Source organism: Streptomyces sp. NBRC 110028, assembly GCF_001417735.1.
GTDB lineage: Bacteria > Actinomycetota > Actinomycetes > Streptomycetales > Streptomycetaceae > Streptomyces.
In genome coordinates this window covers 484,915-500,325 of sequence record NZ_BBUZ01000024.1, presented here as the reverse complement: position 1 = coordinate 500,325, position 15,411 = coordinate 484,915, and the positions used below count along the sequence as shown (strand labels likewise).

13 protein-coding genes are annotated in these 15,411 nt (G+C 73.4%); 5 read left to right on the top strand and 8 right to left on the bottom strand.

The annotated features are described in order from the left end of the window. From ASC60_RS11470 to ASC60_RS11460, 3 genes are all read right to left on the bottom strand, one after another. Positions 1–1,785, bottom strand: a complete 1,785-nt coding sequence (locus ASC60_RS11470; RefSeq protein WP_055549572.1) for an alpha/beta hydrolase — start codon at positions 1,783–1,785, stop codon at positions 1–3. Positions 1,786–1,870: 85 nt separating this feature from the next. After that, positions 1,871–2,677, bottom strand: coding sequence for a TIGR04222 domain-containing membrane protein (locus tag ASC60_RS11465; RefSeq protein ID WP_055549570.1), 807 nt, complete (start codon positions 2,675–2,677; stop codon positions 1,871–1,873). A 94-nt stretch (positions 2,678–2,771) separates the two neighbouring features. After that, entirely contained in the window at positions 2,772–4,106 is a 1,335-nt protein-coding gene (locus ASC60_RS11460; protein ID WP_055549568.1) for a DUF692 domain-containing protein, read from the bottom strand. Between the two features lie 425 nt (positions 4,107–4,531). Between ASC60_RS11460 and ASC60_RS11455 the strand changes: the two genes are divergently transcribed. After that, positions 4,532–6,505: a transglycosylase domain-containing protein gene (locus ASC60_RS11455; protein ID WP_055550055.1), complete on the top strand. Its 1,974-nt coding sequence runs from the start codon at positions 4,532–4,534 to the stop codon at positions 6,503–6,505. A gap of 76 nt (positions 6,506–6,581) precedes the next feature. On the opposite strand, the gene ASC60_RS11450 is transcribed toward ASC60_RS11455, so the two are convergent. Together ASC60_RS11450 and ASC60_RS11445 are read right to left on the bottom strand one after the other, a co-directional pair. Then, a complete protein-coding gene (locus tag ASC60_RS11450; RefSeq protein WP_234356896.1) occupies positions 6,582–7,832 on the bottom strand; it encodes a hypothetical protein in 1,251 nt (416 codons plus the stop codon). A gap of 174 nt (positions 7,833–8,006) precedes the next feature. Next, positions 8,007–9,434 carry a hypothetical protein gene (locus tag ASC60_RS11445; protein WP_107097046.1) on the bottom strand — a complete coding sequence of 476 codons (1,428 nt, stop codon included), beginning with the start codon at positions 9,432–9,434 and terminating at the stop codon, positions 8,007–8,009. Between the two features lie 160 nt (positions 9,435–9,594). Between ASC60_RS11445 and ASC60_RS11440 the strand changes: the two genes are divergently transcribed. Next, complete coding sequence (locus ASC60_RS11440; protein ID WP_055549564.1) at positions 9,595–10,854, top strand: molybdopterin-dependent oxidoreductase; 1,260 nt, start codon at positions 9,595–9,597, stop codon at positions 10,852–10,854. Continuing rightward, positions 10,851–11,321: a hypothetical protein gene (locus ASC60_RS11435; protein ID WP_055549562.1), complete on the top strand. Its 471-nt coding sequence runs from the start codon at positions 10,851–10,853 to the stop codon at positions 11,319–11,321. Before ASC60_RS11440 ends, ASC60_RS11435 begins: the two co-directional genes overlap by 4 nt. Here the strand turns inward: ASC60_RS11435 and ASC60_RS11430 are convergent. From ASC60_RS11430 to ASC60_RS11420, 3 genes are read right to left on the bottom strand one after another with little or no spacing between them, the layout of a single operon-like run. Next, positions 11,269–11,973, bottom strand: a complete 705-nt coding sequence (locus ASC60_RS11430; RefSeq protein ID WP_079038321.1) for a class I SAM-dependent methyltransferase — start codon at positions 11,971–11,973, stop codon at positions 11,269–11,271. The genes ASC60_RS11435 and ASC60_RS11430 overlap by 53 nt on opposite strands. Beyond that, complete coding sequence (locus ASC60_RS11425; protein ID WP_055549560.1) at positions 11,970–12,638, bottom strand: DUF2064 domain-containing protein; 669 nt, start codon at positions 12,636–12,638, stop codon at positions 11,970–11,972. Before ASC60_RS11425 ends, ASC60_RS11430 begins: the two co-directional genes overlap by 4 nt. After that, positions 12,635–13,360, bottom strand: a complete 726-nt coding sequence (locus ASC60_RS11420; RefSeq protein WP_055549558.1) for a glycosyltransferase family 2 protein — start codon at positions 13,358–13,360, stop codon at positions 12,635–12,637. Before ASC60_RS11420 ends, ASC60_RS11425 begins: the two co-directional genes overlap by 4 nt. 115 nt (positions 13,361–13,475) lie before the next feature. Between ASC60_RS11420 and ASC60_RS11415 the strand changes: the two genes are divergently transcribed. Both ASC60_RS11415 and ASC60_RS11410 read left to right on the top strand, forming a co-directional pair. Next, positions 13,476–14,249, top strand: a complete 774-nt coding sequence (locus ASC60_RS11415; protein WP_055549556.1) for a response regulator transcription factor — start codon at positions 13,476–13,478, stop codon at positions 14,247–14,249. Then, complete coding sequence (locus tag ASC60_RS11410; RefSeq protein WP_055549555.1) at positions 14,242–15,354, top strand: sensor histidine kinase KdpD; 1,113 nt, start codon at positions 14,242–14,244, stop codon at positions 15,352–15,354. The genes ASC60_RS11415 and ASC60_RS11410 overlap by 8 nt, the downstream gene beginning before the upstream one ends. Positions 15,355–15,411 lie beyond the last annotated feature (57 nt).

Below are 15,411 nucleotides of genomic sequence, written 5' to 3'. Positions count from 1 at the left end.
TCACCTCATCCCGGGCGCCCCGGACCCTCCCGGGGCGCCGGGCAGCGCGGGCTGCTTGCCGGACTCGGGCATCGGCGCCGGGCGCGGCTCCGGCGCCGGGCGCGGCGCGCAGTAGGCCGTCCGGCCCGGTGTCCTCCCGGTCAGCAGGTATGTGTCGACCTTGCGGTTGACGCAGGCGTTCGGGCCGCCCCACAGGCCGTGCGTACCGGCCTTCCGCTCGGTCACCAGGGAGGCGGTGGGGAGCCTGCGCCACAGCTCCCTGGCGCCCGCGTACGGGGTGGCCGCGTCCCGTTCGGCCGCCAGCAGCAGCACCGGAGGCAGCCCCGGCCGGGCGGTCACGTCCATGGGGGTGTCGTGCCCCAGCGGCCAGTAGGCGCAGGGCAGGTTCATCGCCACGTTGTCCCAGGTCTCGAAGGGTGCGCGGCGCGCGAGGGCGGTGTTCTCCCGCCTCCAGCTCGCCCAGTCGCGCGGCCAGGGCGCGTCGTTGCACTCCACGGCGGTGTAGACGGCGTTGCCGTTCTCGTCGGCCACCGCGTCCCCGGACTCGGACGCGGCCAGCTCGATCAGCGGCCGGGAATCGCCGCGCAGATAGGCGGAGAGGGCCCGCGCGCTGGGATCCCAGTAGGCGTCGTTGTAGCCCGCCCGCACGAACGCGTCCTGCAGCTCGCCGGTGCCGACGCGGCCGCCCGCGGGTTTCCGCGCCAGGCGGTGCGCCGCCTTCCGGTACGCGGCGAGCACCCGGGCGGGGGTGGTGCCGAGGTGGTAGACGGCGTGGTGCCGGGCGGCCCAGCGGCGCCAGTCCCTCCAGCGCCGCTCGAAGGCCAGGGACTGGTCGAGGTTGTTGCGGTACCAGATCTGCCAGGGGCCGGGGTTGACCACGCTGTCGAACACCATGCGGCGCACATGGCGGGGGAAGAGCGTCGCGTAGACGGCGCCGTAGTACGTGCCGTACGAGGCGCCCACGAAGGTCAGCCGCTTCTCGCCGAGCGCGGCGCGCAGCACATCCAGGTCACGGGCGTTGTTGAGCGTGGTGATGTGCCGCAGGGCCGCCCCCGTACGGCGCGCACAGCCCCGGGCGTAGGCGCGCGCCCGCGTCACCATCGCCCGCAGATACGCCGCGGAGGGGTGCTGCGGTGAGCTGGTCGGCGTCTTGGCGAAGTCCGCCGGGCGTCGGCAGGACACCGGAGCGGAACGGCCGACTCCGCGGGGCGCGTAGCCGACGAAGTCGTAGACCGCGGCCGTCTTGTGGAAGGCGTCCTCGGCGGCGTACTCGGGGAACGTCATGCTGGACGCGCCCGGCCCGCCCGGGTTGTAGACCAGCGCGCCCTGCCGCCGGGCCGCGGGGCCGGAGGCGCGGATCCGGCTGACGGTGAGGCGGATGTGCTTGCCGTGCGGCCGCGCGTAGTCCAGCGGTACGGATACGGTGCCGCAGCGCACGCCGGACGACAGCTCCTCGCCACGCGGGCAGTGGCCGAAGGCGATGCCCCGGGCGGCCGCCTTCCGGGCCGCCACCGCCACCCCGCGGGCCTCGGCGGCGCCGCCCCGGGGCACGGCCAGCGCGGGGGAGGCCAGCACGGCGGAGGCGGGGGAGCCGAACGAGGGGGACCAGGCGGGCGCGGCCGCCGCGACGCCGCTCACCGCGGGGCCCCCGGCGGCGAACGCCGTGGTGGGGCGCGCGGGCGGCGCGGCGAGCGGTCTGCCGGTGGCGGGGGTGGCGAACAGCGCGGTCATGGCCAGGGACAGGGACAGCGGGCCGAGGACGCCGTACAGTGCTGCTGCTCTCACAAGCCGTCCCTCCGCACATCGCGCGATAAAGGGGATACTTGGTGCGGCGATCGGCCATGTAAAGCACCGGGCCTCGGTGTCGGGGTCAATGACCCCAATGCGCCCTCAGCGCCGCGCGCAGCGCCGGATCGGGCAGGGCGACGGTGCCGTGGACGGCGAGCGCGGTGAGTAACTCGCCGTCGTCGTGCTCCTCGTCGGCCCCGCCCCCGGCGCGCTGGGCGACGGGCCGCCGCGGCGGCACATCGATGCGGCCCAGCAGCCGCTGCCCGGTGGGGGAGGCCCAGGGCGAGTACGGGTGCACCTCGACCCGCGCGATGACCAGACAGCCCGTCGTGAGGAGCAGCGGCAGCGCGAACCACGCCAGGGCCGGCCCCGGGCCCGACGCGGGCGGCACCATCAGCAGCGCGACCACCCCGGTCAGCAGGACCACGACGCACGCCAGCCGCACCTGCCGCACCGCGGCCGCCACGTTCGCCCGCGCCCCCGCGGGCACCGCGAGGCCCGCCGCCACCAGCCGGTCGGCCAGCGCCCGCACCGGGTCGGCGTCGGCCAGCGCGGTGCGGACCGGCGGCACGGGGGACTGGCCCAGCGGGCCGATCGCGGCGATGGCCGCGCGTTCGACGTCGTCCCGGCCGTCCGGGTCCACGACGGTGACCCAGCCGGTGTGGGCGAGCAGCAGCCGGCGCTCACGGGACATCGACACCAGGGCGAGATCGGCGACCCGCCGCGGCCCTCCGGCCAGGAACGCCGCCTCGTACAGGGTCAGGGCCTGCCCCTCCGGCTCCGGACCGGCGTCCATCGGCTGGGCGGCCGCGACCGCGGCGAGGCACAGGCGGGCGCAGCCGGCCACCGCCGAGCACCATGCGACGAGCAGGAACAGGACCCACAACATGGCCGAGTTCTACTGGACCCGACCGGTTCCGCACCAGAGATTTCGCGAAATGCGCGATTCGGGGGCCTGTAGCGGCCATTACCTCACACCGCGCTCACCCTCCGCTCAGCACGAGCCGGGCCCGGCGGGCGAAGCGCGCCAGCGGGTGCGAGGGCAGCGGGGCGGGCCCGGAGCGCTCCTGCCACCACAGTGTCAGCCGTCGCCGCGTCGCGGTGTCCCGCACCTCGTCGGCCGCCAGCAGCCGCTCGACGAACGCCATCGCGTCGCGGCGGTAGCCGCCGGTCATGGGACGGCCGTCGGCGTACCGCTCGAACGCCCGGCGGTAGCCGTCGCCCAGGATCTCCGGCAGTTCGGGGGCGACCTTGGCGACCACCCCGGCCCGCTTGGCCGTCAGCGCCCGGCTCTGGACCCCGAGCCGCTGCCGGTCGAAGCCCTCCGGCGCCGGGGCGCCCGCGACGAGCGACGACAGCAGGGCGGTCTGGGCGCGCGCCAGCCGCTCCCGGGCTGCGCCGGTACCGGATATGCCCGGTCCGCCCGGGCTGTGCTCCGGCGCGGGCACGGCCCCGGTGGCCGCCGCCCCGGCGGCCGTCGTCGCGGTGGTCGTCGCCCCGGCCGCCGTCACCGCGCGGATCGCGTCCAGCTCGGCCGCCAGCTCCTCGGCCGCCGGGAAGTCCTCGTCCCGCTCCAGCAGCACCCCGGGCGGCGTCGTACGGGCGCACAGCTCGGCGAGCACGTCGAGCACCGGCCGCGTCACCGGGTGGGCGTGGCTGTCGTGCCACACCCCGTCCCGCTCGACGCCGCCCGCCACATGGACGTACGCGATCGCGGAGGTCGGCAGCCCGTCCAGCGCCTCGGCCGGGTCCTCGCCCCGGTTGACGTGGTTGGTGTGCAGATTGGCGACGTCGATGAGCAGCCGTACGCCGGTCCGCTCGACCAGTTCGGCCAGAAACCGCCCCTCGGTCATCTCCTCGCCGGGCCAGGAGATCAGCGCCGCGATGTTCTCCAGCGCGAGCGGCACCGGCAGCGCCTCCTGGGCGATCCTCACGTTCTCGCACAGCACGTCCAGCGCGTCCCGGGTGCGCGGCACGGGCAGCAGGTGGCCGGCCTCGATGGCGGGCGAGCCGGTGAGCGGCCCTCCGGCCCGTACGAACGCGATGTGCTCCGTGACCAGGGGCGATCCCAGCGCCTCCGCCCGCTCGGCGAGGGCCGACAGCCGCTCGGGGTCCGGCCGCTCGGCGCCGCCGAGGCCGAGGGAGACGCCGTGCGGAACCACCGTCGTGCCGCGCTCGCGCAGCCGCAGCAGCGCGTCCGGCACATGTCCGGGGCAGACGTTTTCGGCCACGACCTCCACCCAGTCGATGCCGGGCAGGCGCGCGATGTCCTCGGCGATTTCCGGTCGCCAGCCGATTCCGGTACCGAGGCGCGACATGGCTCCCCCTTCGTGTGCCGTCGTGCTGGTCATGACCCGCGGGAAGAAGGACGAATCCACGGCACTCGCGGTTCAGAGGTTCATTTGAGCTTCGGGGGATCACGTTACGCCCCTCCGCACGCCGCCTCCGCGTGCCGCTGGACCCCGCCCGCCATCCGCCGTCACCGGCTCCGACGGCCGTGGCCGCGCGCTGAGTTGCGGAATATCAGCACTGTTACAAAATTTTGGGGCCCTGTGGCGACAGATGTTCGGAAGGGAGAATAAGGTCGTGTGGTCTGGGGGGATGGAAGATCACACCTTTGTGCCGCGCCCGCGCGCGGAGCGAGCGTGGGGGAACACACGTGCTGGGCAGCAGCGACAATGCCATGGGGAAGCACCGCCGTAACGCACACCGTAAGCCGCCGCCGTCGTCGGTCGGCCGGGGGATGCAGTTGCGTCGCTGGGCGGCCCGTCATATCCGGCTCGACTACCCCCGGGCGGGGAGGCAGGGTGCGCGGAGGTGGCTGCCGTCGTGGCGTCAGGTGGGCCTCCTCTTCGTGTTCTGCCTCGGGAGTCTCACCGGTGTCCTGAGCTATCTCTACATGCAGACCGACATCCCCAAGAACCTCAACGATTTCGCCACCCAGCAGGACAACGTCTACTACTGGGCCGACGGTTCCGAGATGGCCCGCACGGGCCCGGTGAACCGTCAGGAGGTGCCGTTGTCCAAGGTGCCGGAAAAGGTCCAGTGGGCGATCCTCGCCGCCGAGAACGCGAGTTTCTACTCGGACAGCGGTGTCTCCCCGAGCGGTCTGATGCGCGCCGTGACCAGGATGGTGACGGGCGGTGAGACGCAGGGCGGCTCGACCATCACCCAGCAGTATGTGAAGAACGCCTATCTGAATCAGCGCCAGACGTTCTCCCGCAAGCTCACCGAGATGTTCATGGCCATCAAGCTCGACGACCGGATGAGCAAGCAGGAGATTCTCCAGCGCTATCTGAACACCAGCTGGTTCGGGCGTGGCACCTACGGCATTCAGCGGGCCTCCTACGCGTACTACGGCAAGGATGTCTCCCGGCTCGACGCGAGTGAGGGCGCGATGCTCGCCTCGCTGCTCAAGGGCGCCGGAACCTTCGACCCGACGCTCAGCGCGAAGAACCACAAACGGGCGGTCGAGCGCTGGAAATGGGTGCTGGACCGGATGGTCGACATCGGAAAGCTCTCCAAAGCCGAGCGGGCGAAGTACACCACGTTCCCCCAGCCCCAGCAGGCGCCCCGGCCGGCGGGGCTCACCGGACAGGTCGGCTATCTGGTGGAGACCGCGAAGGCGTATGTGAGTTCCCATACCGCCATCTCCGACGCCGACTTCGACCTGGGCGGCTATCAGATTCACACCACCTTCGAGAAGGCGAAGGTCAAGGCGCTCGCCGCTTCGGTGAAGAAGACCCGCGACGGTCTCGACCCCAAGAACCGCCAGGAGGACCGGTACGTGCGCATCGGCGCCGCCTCCGTGACGCCCAACGGGCGCATCGAGGCGCTGTACGGCGGCCCCGGCTATCTGGAACAGGGCTTCAACGACGCGAACGCCTCCACCGTTCCGGCGGGCACCGCCTTCACGCCCTTCGTCTACGCGGCGGCCCTGCGCGACGGCGTGCTCAAGGAGCGCGACAGCCCTCGCACGCCCGTCGCCCCCACCACGCTCTACGACGGCGACAACAAGGTCGCCGTGAGGACCCCCGAGGGGCCCTACTGGGACCGCGGCGGCAAGATCGTGCGGGGCGAGAACGACGGCGAGCGGTCCTATGGGCAGGTCAGCCTGCGCCAGGCGATCGTGCAGTCCATCAACACCCCGATGATGCAGCTCGGCATGGACGTCGGCCTCGACCGGGTCCGCCAGGCCGCCATCGACGCGGGGCTGTTGCCCAGCAGTTTCGGCGCCCGGGTGCCCATGTTCTCGCTCGGCACCGCGACCCCCAGCTCCATCCGCATGGCCAGCGCCTATGCGACGTTCACCGCGGACGGCACCCATGTGCCGCCGTACTCGGTGAGCGGACTGACCCGTAACGGCGAGAAGCTCGCCCTGCGCAAGGACCGCGCCAAGCAGGCGTTCACCGCCGAGGTCGCGGCGCAGGTGGACGACGCGCTGCACGGCGCGGTCCAGAGCGGCACCGGGCAGGAAGCGGCCGCGGTCGGGACCGATACGGCCGGTAAGACGGGCACGGCGCAGGACGGCACCTCGTCCTGGTTCGTGGGCTACACCGACGAGGTGTCCACGGCCGTGTCCCTGGCGCGGGTGGACCCCAAGACCCAGGAATTGCTGCCGCTCAAGGGAATGGGCGGAGACGCCACCGGAAAGGCGAGCGACACCTACCCCCTGGACATCTGGACGCGCTACATGGCGGGCGCCGGGAAGAAGTAGCCGGGATATGTAAAGGCCCGGCCCGGTCGCGTCGACGGAACGCGACCGGGCCGGGCCCGCTGTTATCTGCGAATACTTACTTCGTGTACGTCGACCAGTCCGGCGATTCCGCCGGGTCGAGCATCCGCAGCTTCTCCAGGACCTTCGGGTCCTGCGCGTCCAGCCAGTCGGCGAGCTGCTTGAACGATACGCACCGCACACCCTGGCGCGTGCACACGCTGCGCATCACGTCTTCGACGGCCTGCATATAGATGCCGCCGTTCCAGGTCTCGAAGTGGTTGCCGATGAACAGCGGTGCCCGGCTGCCGTTGTAGACGCGCTCGAAACCGTTCAGATAGCCCTCGCGGGTCAGCCGCTCCCATTCGGCGTACTTCGCCGGATCGCCCTCGGTGCTGTCGCCGGACTGGTTGTAGAGGAAGTTGAAGTCCATGGAGAGGACCTGCTTCTCGCTCTCCGGATACGGCACCAGCTGCAGCGGGAAGTTCCAGATTCCGTCGATTTTGGACGGCCAGATCTGGAAGTCGCCCGGAGAACTCGCGTCGTAGCGCCAGCCCAGCGCCTTGATGGCCGGGATCAGATTCTTCTGCCCTTCGAGACAGGGGGCGCGGCCGCCGACCAGTTCCTCGTCGTAGTCGAAGGGCAGCGGCTCGATCTCGGTGAAACCCGTATTGGTCTTCCAGTGCTCCACGAACGAGTACGCCTGCTCGGCCTCGCTCTTCCACTGCTCGGTGCTCCACTCGCCGCCGCCCTTGGGCCCGCAGAAGTGCCCGTTGAAGTGCGAGCCGATCTCATTGCCCTCCCGCCACGCCTCGCGCAGCTGCTCCAGCGTCTCGCGAATGTGCTCGTCGGTGGGGAAGGATATGGCGGCCGAGCCCGGCTTGTGCATCGGCGGCCGATAGAGGTCGCTCTTGTACTTGGGCAGCAGATACATGCCGCTGAGGAAGAACGTCATATTGGCGTCGGTTTCCTCGGCGACCTTGCGGAAGCGGGAGAACAGGTGGTCGTTGTTCTCCAGCGCGCCGTCCCAGGAGAAGACCACGAACTGCGGGGGCTTCTCCCCGGGCTTCAGTTTCTTGATCTTCGGCTGGTGGGGCTGGGGGCCGGTGTAGGCCGTGGAGCCGTCCCCGATCACCTTCACCACGCCGTCCCAGTCGGCGTACTTGTTCTTCTTCTTGGCGCCCTTGGGGATCTTGTCGGCTCGCGGTACGGGCGCGGCGGCCTGGACGCTGCCGTCCACCGCGCCGCTCGTATCGCCCGGCGAGGTCAGGGCGATGAGCAGCGCCACCACCACGGCCACGGCCGCGAGCGCTCCCAGGGGCGCGGCCACGCCATAGGCGTTCCGCGCCGATAATGCTTTCAACGCCTTCAAGGACTGCGATGCCTTCAAGGTCTTCAACGCCTTCAACGGGTCCCGCCCCCTGGCAACGGTTCAGTGGTGTGCCCCGCTCAGTATCACAGAAGTATCACCTGCTCTTCACATCGGCCACTCATCGACCGACAGTCACCAGCCGGTCAGCAGCAGATGGTTCACCAGCAGCGCCAGTCCCGCCTGCGCCGCCAGCCAACGGCGCAGGTCGCGGGCGGGCAGCAGCGCGGCGGAGGGCAGCAGCCAGAGCACGAACGGCAGCCAGATGCGCTCCGTCTCGGCCTTGCTCATCCCGGACAGATCCGCGACGGCCAGCGCGAGAGTTGCGGCGAGGACGAGCACCACGAGCGCGTCCGCGCCGCTGTGACCGCCGTGACCGCTGTGACCGCCCTGAGCGCCGTGGCGCAGCCGCCGTACCACCCCCGGCGCGGCCCCGACGGCCCGGCGGGCCCCGGCGACGGACGCGAGACCGGCCGCGACCGAGGTGACGGCGAGGTTGGCCCACACCCAGTAGCCGTACGGGCGGTCCGCCGCGACCCCTTGGTAGTAGCGCTCGACCAGCAGTTCGTACCCCTCCCACCAGGCGAAACCGGCCAGCGTGAAGCCGCCCGCCACCACCGCCGCGCCGGCCAGGGCGTACGGCAGCGGCCGCACCGTGCGGGCGAGGAGGAGCACGGCCGCGGCGGGCAGCGCCATGAGCGTGAGCCCGTACGAGACGTACCCGGTGAGGCCGAGCAGCAGCCCGGCGGCCAGCGCGACCGCGCCCGGCGCCCGGGCCGTACGGCTCGCCGCCAGCGCGAGCAGCGCGATCCCCCAGGCCGCGACCGCCGTGAAGTAGCCGTCCGCCGACGCCCCCACCCACACCGCCGCCGGGGCCAGGACGAGGAAGGGCGCGGCCGTGCGCGCCGCCTGCTCCTGGCCCAGCGCGCGCAGTGTGACCAGGACGGCGGCCACCGCCGAGCTGCCCACGGTGACGCAGAACGCCCCCGCCCATCCGCCGCCGCCGAGCCCCAGGCGGTCGAGCCCGACGAAGGTGAGCACGGCGCCCGGCGGATGCCCGGCGATGTGCGCGGGCCAGTGGTCGGGCTGGGTGAGCAGGATGTGACCGGTGAAGCCGCGCAGCGCGGCGCCGATGTCCTGGAAGCGATCGACGCCGCGCAGATACTCGTGCCGCTGCGTCAGCCGCCCGGCCACGCCCCGCCCCCAGCCGTCGACGAGCGCCAGCGCCCAGGTCCAGGCCATCGCCGCCGCCCAGCCCGCCCACAGCAGCCGGCGCCACGGCAGCGCCGCCGCGACCCGCGGGCCGTAGGCGACGACGGCCACGGCGAGGGCGACGGCGGCGGGCGTGCCGGGGCCCGCGTGGGGCAGCCAGTCGGCGTACAGCGGCGCCCAGTCGACGTACAGGGTGTGGTCGGTCCGCTGGATCACCGTGCCGACGGCGGCCGCGACGGCGAACAGGAGCGCGGCGGCAGCGGCGGCGAGCACATCCCGGCGGCGGCCGGTCCGCTCGTCGCCGTCCGGCGTACGAAGGGTCTGGTCATCGGTGCGCAAGGGGAGCTTCACGGCCTCACGCTAAGCCGGTGAACTGCCGGATCGGCGCTGTTGCGGCTCACGTCACCGAACCGTCAGATCCGGGCCGCGGGTGCGGCCGGCCGACCGATGTCAGCGTTTCGTCATGCGCCACAGCCCCTGATGACCCCTCCGGCGGCCCTACCGTCGTGCCATGAACCCCCGTCCATCCGCTTGGCGAAGCCCCTTGCGCGGCCCCTGGCTGACGTCCGTCTTCGGTCTGATCCTGCTGTTCGGGATTCCACTGCTGTTCGTCACCGGGCTGCTGTCGTACGCCGCGTACAACCCGGATCTGTCGCCGGTCAACGACAAGACCCCGGACAAGGGGCTGCTCGGCTTCTACCTCTTCTCCTGGCCGACCCACCCCGTCTGGCTGTACCGCGTCACCCAAGGGGTGCATGTCACGCTCGGCATCGTGCTGGTCCCGGTGCTGCTGGCCAAACTGTGGTCCGTCGCCCCCAAGCTGTTCGAGCGGCCGCCGGTGCGCTCCCTCGGGCACGGTCTCGAGCGGCTGTCGCTGCTCGCACTGGTCGGCGGCGGGCTCTTCGAGTTCGTGACCGGGGTGCTCAACGTCCAGTTGGAGTACGCCTTCCCCGGGTCCTTCTACCCGCTGCACTTCTACGGGGCGTGGATCTTCATGGGCGCGTTCGCCGTCCATGTGGCGCTCCGCCTCCCCCGCATGGTGCGCGCGCTGCGCGGCCGCGATCTGCGGGCGGAGCTGCGTACTCCCGTCTCCCGCACCCGGCCGGAACCGCCCGACGAGACCGGTCTGGTCAGCCCGGACCCCGCCCCGCCCACCATGTCGCGGCGGGGCGCGCTCGCGATGGTGGGCACCGGTTCGGCCGCGCTGCTGGCGGTGACGGCCGGGCAGAGCCTCGGCGGGCCGCTGCGGAACACCGCGCTGCTCGCCCCGCACGGCCGGGAGCCGGGCCGGGGGCCGAACGGCTTCCAGATCAACAAGACCGCCGCGGCCGTGGGTGTCGGCGCCCGTGACATCGGCCCCGGGTGGCGGCTGGTGGTGCGCGGCCCGGGGCGTGAGGTCGTCCTGACCCGTGAGCAGGTGCTGCGGCTGCCGCGGCACGGGGCGGCGCTGCCGATCGCCTGCGTCGAGGGGTGGTCCACCCCCGACCAGCGGTGGGAGGGGGTGCGGCTGGCCTACCTCGCCGGGCTCGTCGGCCTGGGCGACCGGCCGCCGGCCGTCTTCGTCGAATCGCTCCAGCGGCACGGCTCGTTCCGCTCGGTGGTGCTGCGCGACAACCAGGTCCGCGATCCGCGCTCCCTGCTCGCCCTGCGGGTCAACGGCGCGGACCTGTCGCCGGACCACGGCTACCCGGCGCGCGTCATCGTCCCGGGCGCCCCTGGCGTGCACAACACCAAGTGGGTCGCCCGGCTGAGCTTCGGGGAGACGATGTGAAGGCCCGCTCCGGATTCCGGCGGCGGTACGGCGACTCGCCGTCGCATCTGCTCCTGCTGCTGTGCTCGTTCGCGCTGACCGGCTACGCGGGGGTACGGCTGCTGCGCGGCGACTGGTTCGGGATCGTGCTCTGGTTCGTCGGCGCGGCCGTCCTGCACGACCTGGTGCTGCTGCCGCTGTACGGGCTAGCCGACCGGACGCTGCGGGCGGCCCTTCCCACGCCCGTCTCCCGGAACCACGTGCGGGTGCCCGCCTTCGTCTCGGCGCTGTTGCTGCTGGTGTGGTTCCCGCTGATCGCGGGGACGCAAGTGAGCCGCTACGAGCGTGCCACCGGGCTTTCCGCCGATGGCTTCCGGCTGCGCTGGCTGCTGATCACGGCCGGGCTGTTCGCCGCCTCCGCGCTGTGGCTGGGCGTCAGGGCGGCGGTGTCGCGAGCCCGGGCACGGCGGCGCGACGCAGGGTCATGAAGTCGCGGCCCCGGGCCGTCCAGCGCTCCGTGGCGGTCCAGCCCGCCGCCCGGGCGTGGCGCAGCAGCGCGGGGGCGCCCACCCGGGCCCAGGGGAACGCCGTACCGGCCCGGCCGCGTCCGTCGTCCACCCGCACCCGGACCCGTTCGTCGACGTCGGCCGCGGCCGCCTCGGCGATGAGCAGCCCCTCGGGGGCGAGGAGTTGCGCCACGCGCGCCAGCAGGGCCGGGGGATCGCCGCCGATGCCGATGTTGCCGTCGAGCAGCAGCGCCGTGCCCCAGCGCCCCTCGTCCGGCAGCGGTTCGAACACCGAGCGGCACAGGGCCGGGCCGCCGGTGCGGACGGTACGGGCGACCGCCGCCCGGCTCACGTCGATGCCCAGGCGGGGGTGGCCGTACGGGGCGAGCGCGGCCACCAGCCGCCCGGGGCCGCAGCCGATGTCGAGGACGGGCCCCCGGCACCGGCGCAGCACGGTGCGGTCCGCCGCGTCGGCGTCCGCGCACCAGCGCTCGACCTCCAGGGGGAGCAGCCAGCCGTCCGCGCGGCGCAGGAACAGCGGGCCCCGGCCTGTGGTCAGCGCCCGCGTATACGGGTCGGCGCGCCACGATCCGGACGTGGCGCCGCCCGCGTCCTCGCGTATCGCCGTGCTCATCGGGCGGCGGCCCGGGACAGTCCGGCGAGGGTGCGGGCGAACCTGCTGCCCGGTGCGAGGGCCGCCACCCACTCGGCGTCGTCCGCCGTGTCGACATCGCGCAGTACGGGCAGTTCGCGCACCCGCAGCCCGGCGTCGTCAAGGCGGCGCCGCTGTGCGGCACCCGTGGTGGGGGTGGACATCGGCACGCCGCGCAGCAGCTCCGGATCGGGCTCCGCCAGGCCCAGCGCCCAGAACCCGCCGTCGGTGGCCGGCCCGAACCAGGCGCCGCAGTCCCGCCAGCCGTCCCGGCCCAGGACGGGTGCCAGGAGGGCGGGGGTGACCTGCGGGGTGTCCATGCCGATGAGCAGCGTGGGCCCCTGGCATCCGGCGAAGGCCGCGGCCAGCCGCTCGTCCAGGCCGCCGCCGCCCTGCGGTACGACCTCGATGCCCGGCGGCAGCCATGGTCCGGCGCGCCCGTCGAGCGCCAGCACCCTGCGCCGGGCGGGCATCTCGAGCACGGCGTGCAGGGTGTCGCCGAGGGCGGCCTCGGCCAGCGCCGCGGCCTCCGCCGGGGTGTACGGGGGAGTGAGCCGGGTCTTCACGCGCCCGGGCACGGGTTCCTTGGCGATGACGATTACCGTGCTCTCCGTGCTCTCCGTGCTCTCCGGGCTCTCCGGGCTCACAGGGCGGCCCCCGCGCGGTCGCCGGCGGAGGTGGCAGCGGGCGGCGGCTGACGCAGGACCGCCCGCATGTCGCGCACCGCGTGCCAGGTGCCCCGCCAGGTGCCGGTGACCTTCGACCTTCCGGTCCGCGGCCGGTACGGCACGTCGCGCTCCTCGATCCGCCAGCCCGCGTCGGCGGCCCGCACGACCATCTGCAGCGGATAGCCGCTGCGGCGGTCGGTGAGGCCCAGCGCCAGCAGCGGTTCACGCCGGGCGGCGCGCAGGGGGCCGAGGTCGTGCAGCGCGGCTCCGGTGCGCCGGCGCACCATCCGGGACAGGGCGGCGTTGCCGAGCCGGGCGTGCACCGGCCAGGCGCCGCGCCCCTCGGGGCGGCGGCGCCCCAGGACGAGATCGGCGTCGCCCTCGGCGACGCCGCGTACGAAGCCCGCCAGCAGCCCGGGGTCGAGCGAGGCGTCGCAGTCGCAGAAGCAGACGAAGTCGGCGTCGGCGGCGAGCAGTCCGGCGTGGCAGGCGGCCCCGAAGCCCCGGCGGGGCTCATGGACGACGGTGGCGCCGAGGGAGCGGGCGAGCGCGGCCGAGCCGTCCGTCGAGCCGTTGTCGACGACGATGGCGCGCCAGCCGGCGGGGATGCGTTCCAGCACCCAGGGCAGGGCGGCGGCCTCGTCCAGACACGGCAGGACGACATCCGCACGGGGAGCGGTCGAGTTGGTCACCCGGCCCACCCTACGAACGAAAAAGCCGCATTCCGGACTTCGGGTCCTTACGAAACGCGGACATCACCCCCGTCCCCGGCCGGGGACGGGACGGTCCGCCCGGCCGGGTGCCAGGCTGGAGGGCATGCAGCAGACCCCACCCCCCGGCCGCGTGCTCGTCGTGGACGACGATCCGACCGTCGCCGAGGTCGTCGCCGGATATCTCACCCGCGCCGGCTTCGCCGTCGACCGGGCCGCCGACGGCCCCGGCGCGCTCGCCCGCGCCGACGCCCAATGGCCCGACCTGGTCGTCCTCGACCTCATGCTGCCTGGCATGGACGGCTTGGACGTATGCCGCGCGCTCCGCGGCAAGGGACCGGTGCCCGTGATCATGCTGACCGCCCGCGGCGACGAGGACGACCGGATCCTCGGTCTTGAGATCGGCGCGGACGACTACGTCACCAAGCCGTTCAGCCCGCGCGAGCTGGTGCTGCGGGTGGAGTCCGTGCTGCGCCGCGGCCGTACCGGACCGCGCGCCTCCGCCGCCCCCGCCGCTCGCCTCGCGACCGGCACCCTGCTCAGCCGCGCCGGGATCACCCTCGACCCGATGGCCCGCCGTGCCACCAAGAACGGCCGTGAACTCGCCCTGACCCTCCGCGAGTTCGATCTGCTGGCCTTCCTGCTGCGCCACCCCGGGCTCGCCTGCACCCGCGAGGAGCTGATGCGGGACGTCTGGGGCTGGGACTTCGGCGATCTGTCCACCGTCACCGTCCATGTGCGGCGGCTGCGCGGAAAGATCGAGGACGACCCGGCCGCGCCGCGCCTCATCCAGACCGTCTGGGGCGTGGGCTACCGCTTCGACGCGCCGGACGCCCCGGCCGGGGCCGACAGGGCGGGGGAGCCCGACCGCCGTGCGTGACGTCCTGCTGATGGCCCTGTTCGCGTTCCTCGGCGCCGCCGCGGCCGGGCTGCTCGGGGCGTTCGCCCTGCGGCTGCTGCGCGGCCGGTCCGTCGTGGTGTCCCTCGCCGTGGTGGCCGCCGTCGCGGTGACGGCCATGCTCGCCGGGACGCTCGCGGTCGCCTGGGCGATGTTCCTGTCCCCGCACGACCTCACGGTCGTCACCACCGTCTGCGCCATGGCCGCGGCGGTGTCCCTGGCCACCGCGCTGCTGCTGGGCCGCTGGGTGGTGGCCCGCAGCCATGAACTGACCCTCGCCGCCCGCTCCTTCGGGGACGGCGGCAGCTTCGCCGCCCCCGGCGGCGCGGCCACCGCCGAACTCGCCGAACTCGGCCGCGAACTGGCCGCGACCAGCGCCAAACTGGCCGAGTCCCGGGAGCGCGAACGGGCCCTGGAGTCCTCCCGGCGTGAGCTGGTCGCCTGGATCTCGCACGATCTGCGCACCCCGCTGGCCGGGCTGCGGGCGATGTCCGAGGCGCTGGAGGACGGCGTGGTGGAGGACCCGGCCCGCTACCACCGCCAGATCCGCACCGAGGTGGAGCGGCTCAACACGATGGTCGGCGACCTGTTCGAACTCTCCCGCATCCACGCCGGGGCGCTGTCCCTCGCTCCCACCCGGATCTCCGTCTACGACCTGATCGGCGACGCCCTTGCGGGCGCCGACCCCCTCGCCCGCCAGCTCGGCGTCCAGCTGATCGGCGACCGCGTGGACCCCATCCCGGTCGAGGTCGACGGCAAGGAGATGACCCGCGTCCTGGGCAACCTCCTCGTCAACGCCATCCGCCGCACCCCGGCCGACGGCACGGTCGCCGTGGCCGCCCGGCGCGAGGCGGACACCGTCGTACTGTCCGTCACCGACGGCTGCGGCGGCATACCGGAGGAGGATCTGCCGCGCGTGTTCGACACCGGCTGGCGCGGCAGCCACGCCCGTACGCCCCCGGCGGGCGCCGGTCTTGGCCTCGCCATCGTCCGCGGCATCGTCGAGGCCCACGCCGGACACGCGGCCGTGACGAACGTGGCCGGCGGCTGCCGCTTCGAGGTCCGCCTGCCCGCCGCCCGGGCGTAGGGGGGTGTGTTCCGGTTCGCCGGGGGCGGAAGGCGCCCGGGGCCGGGGCACGTGGCC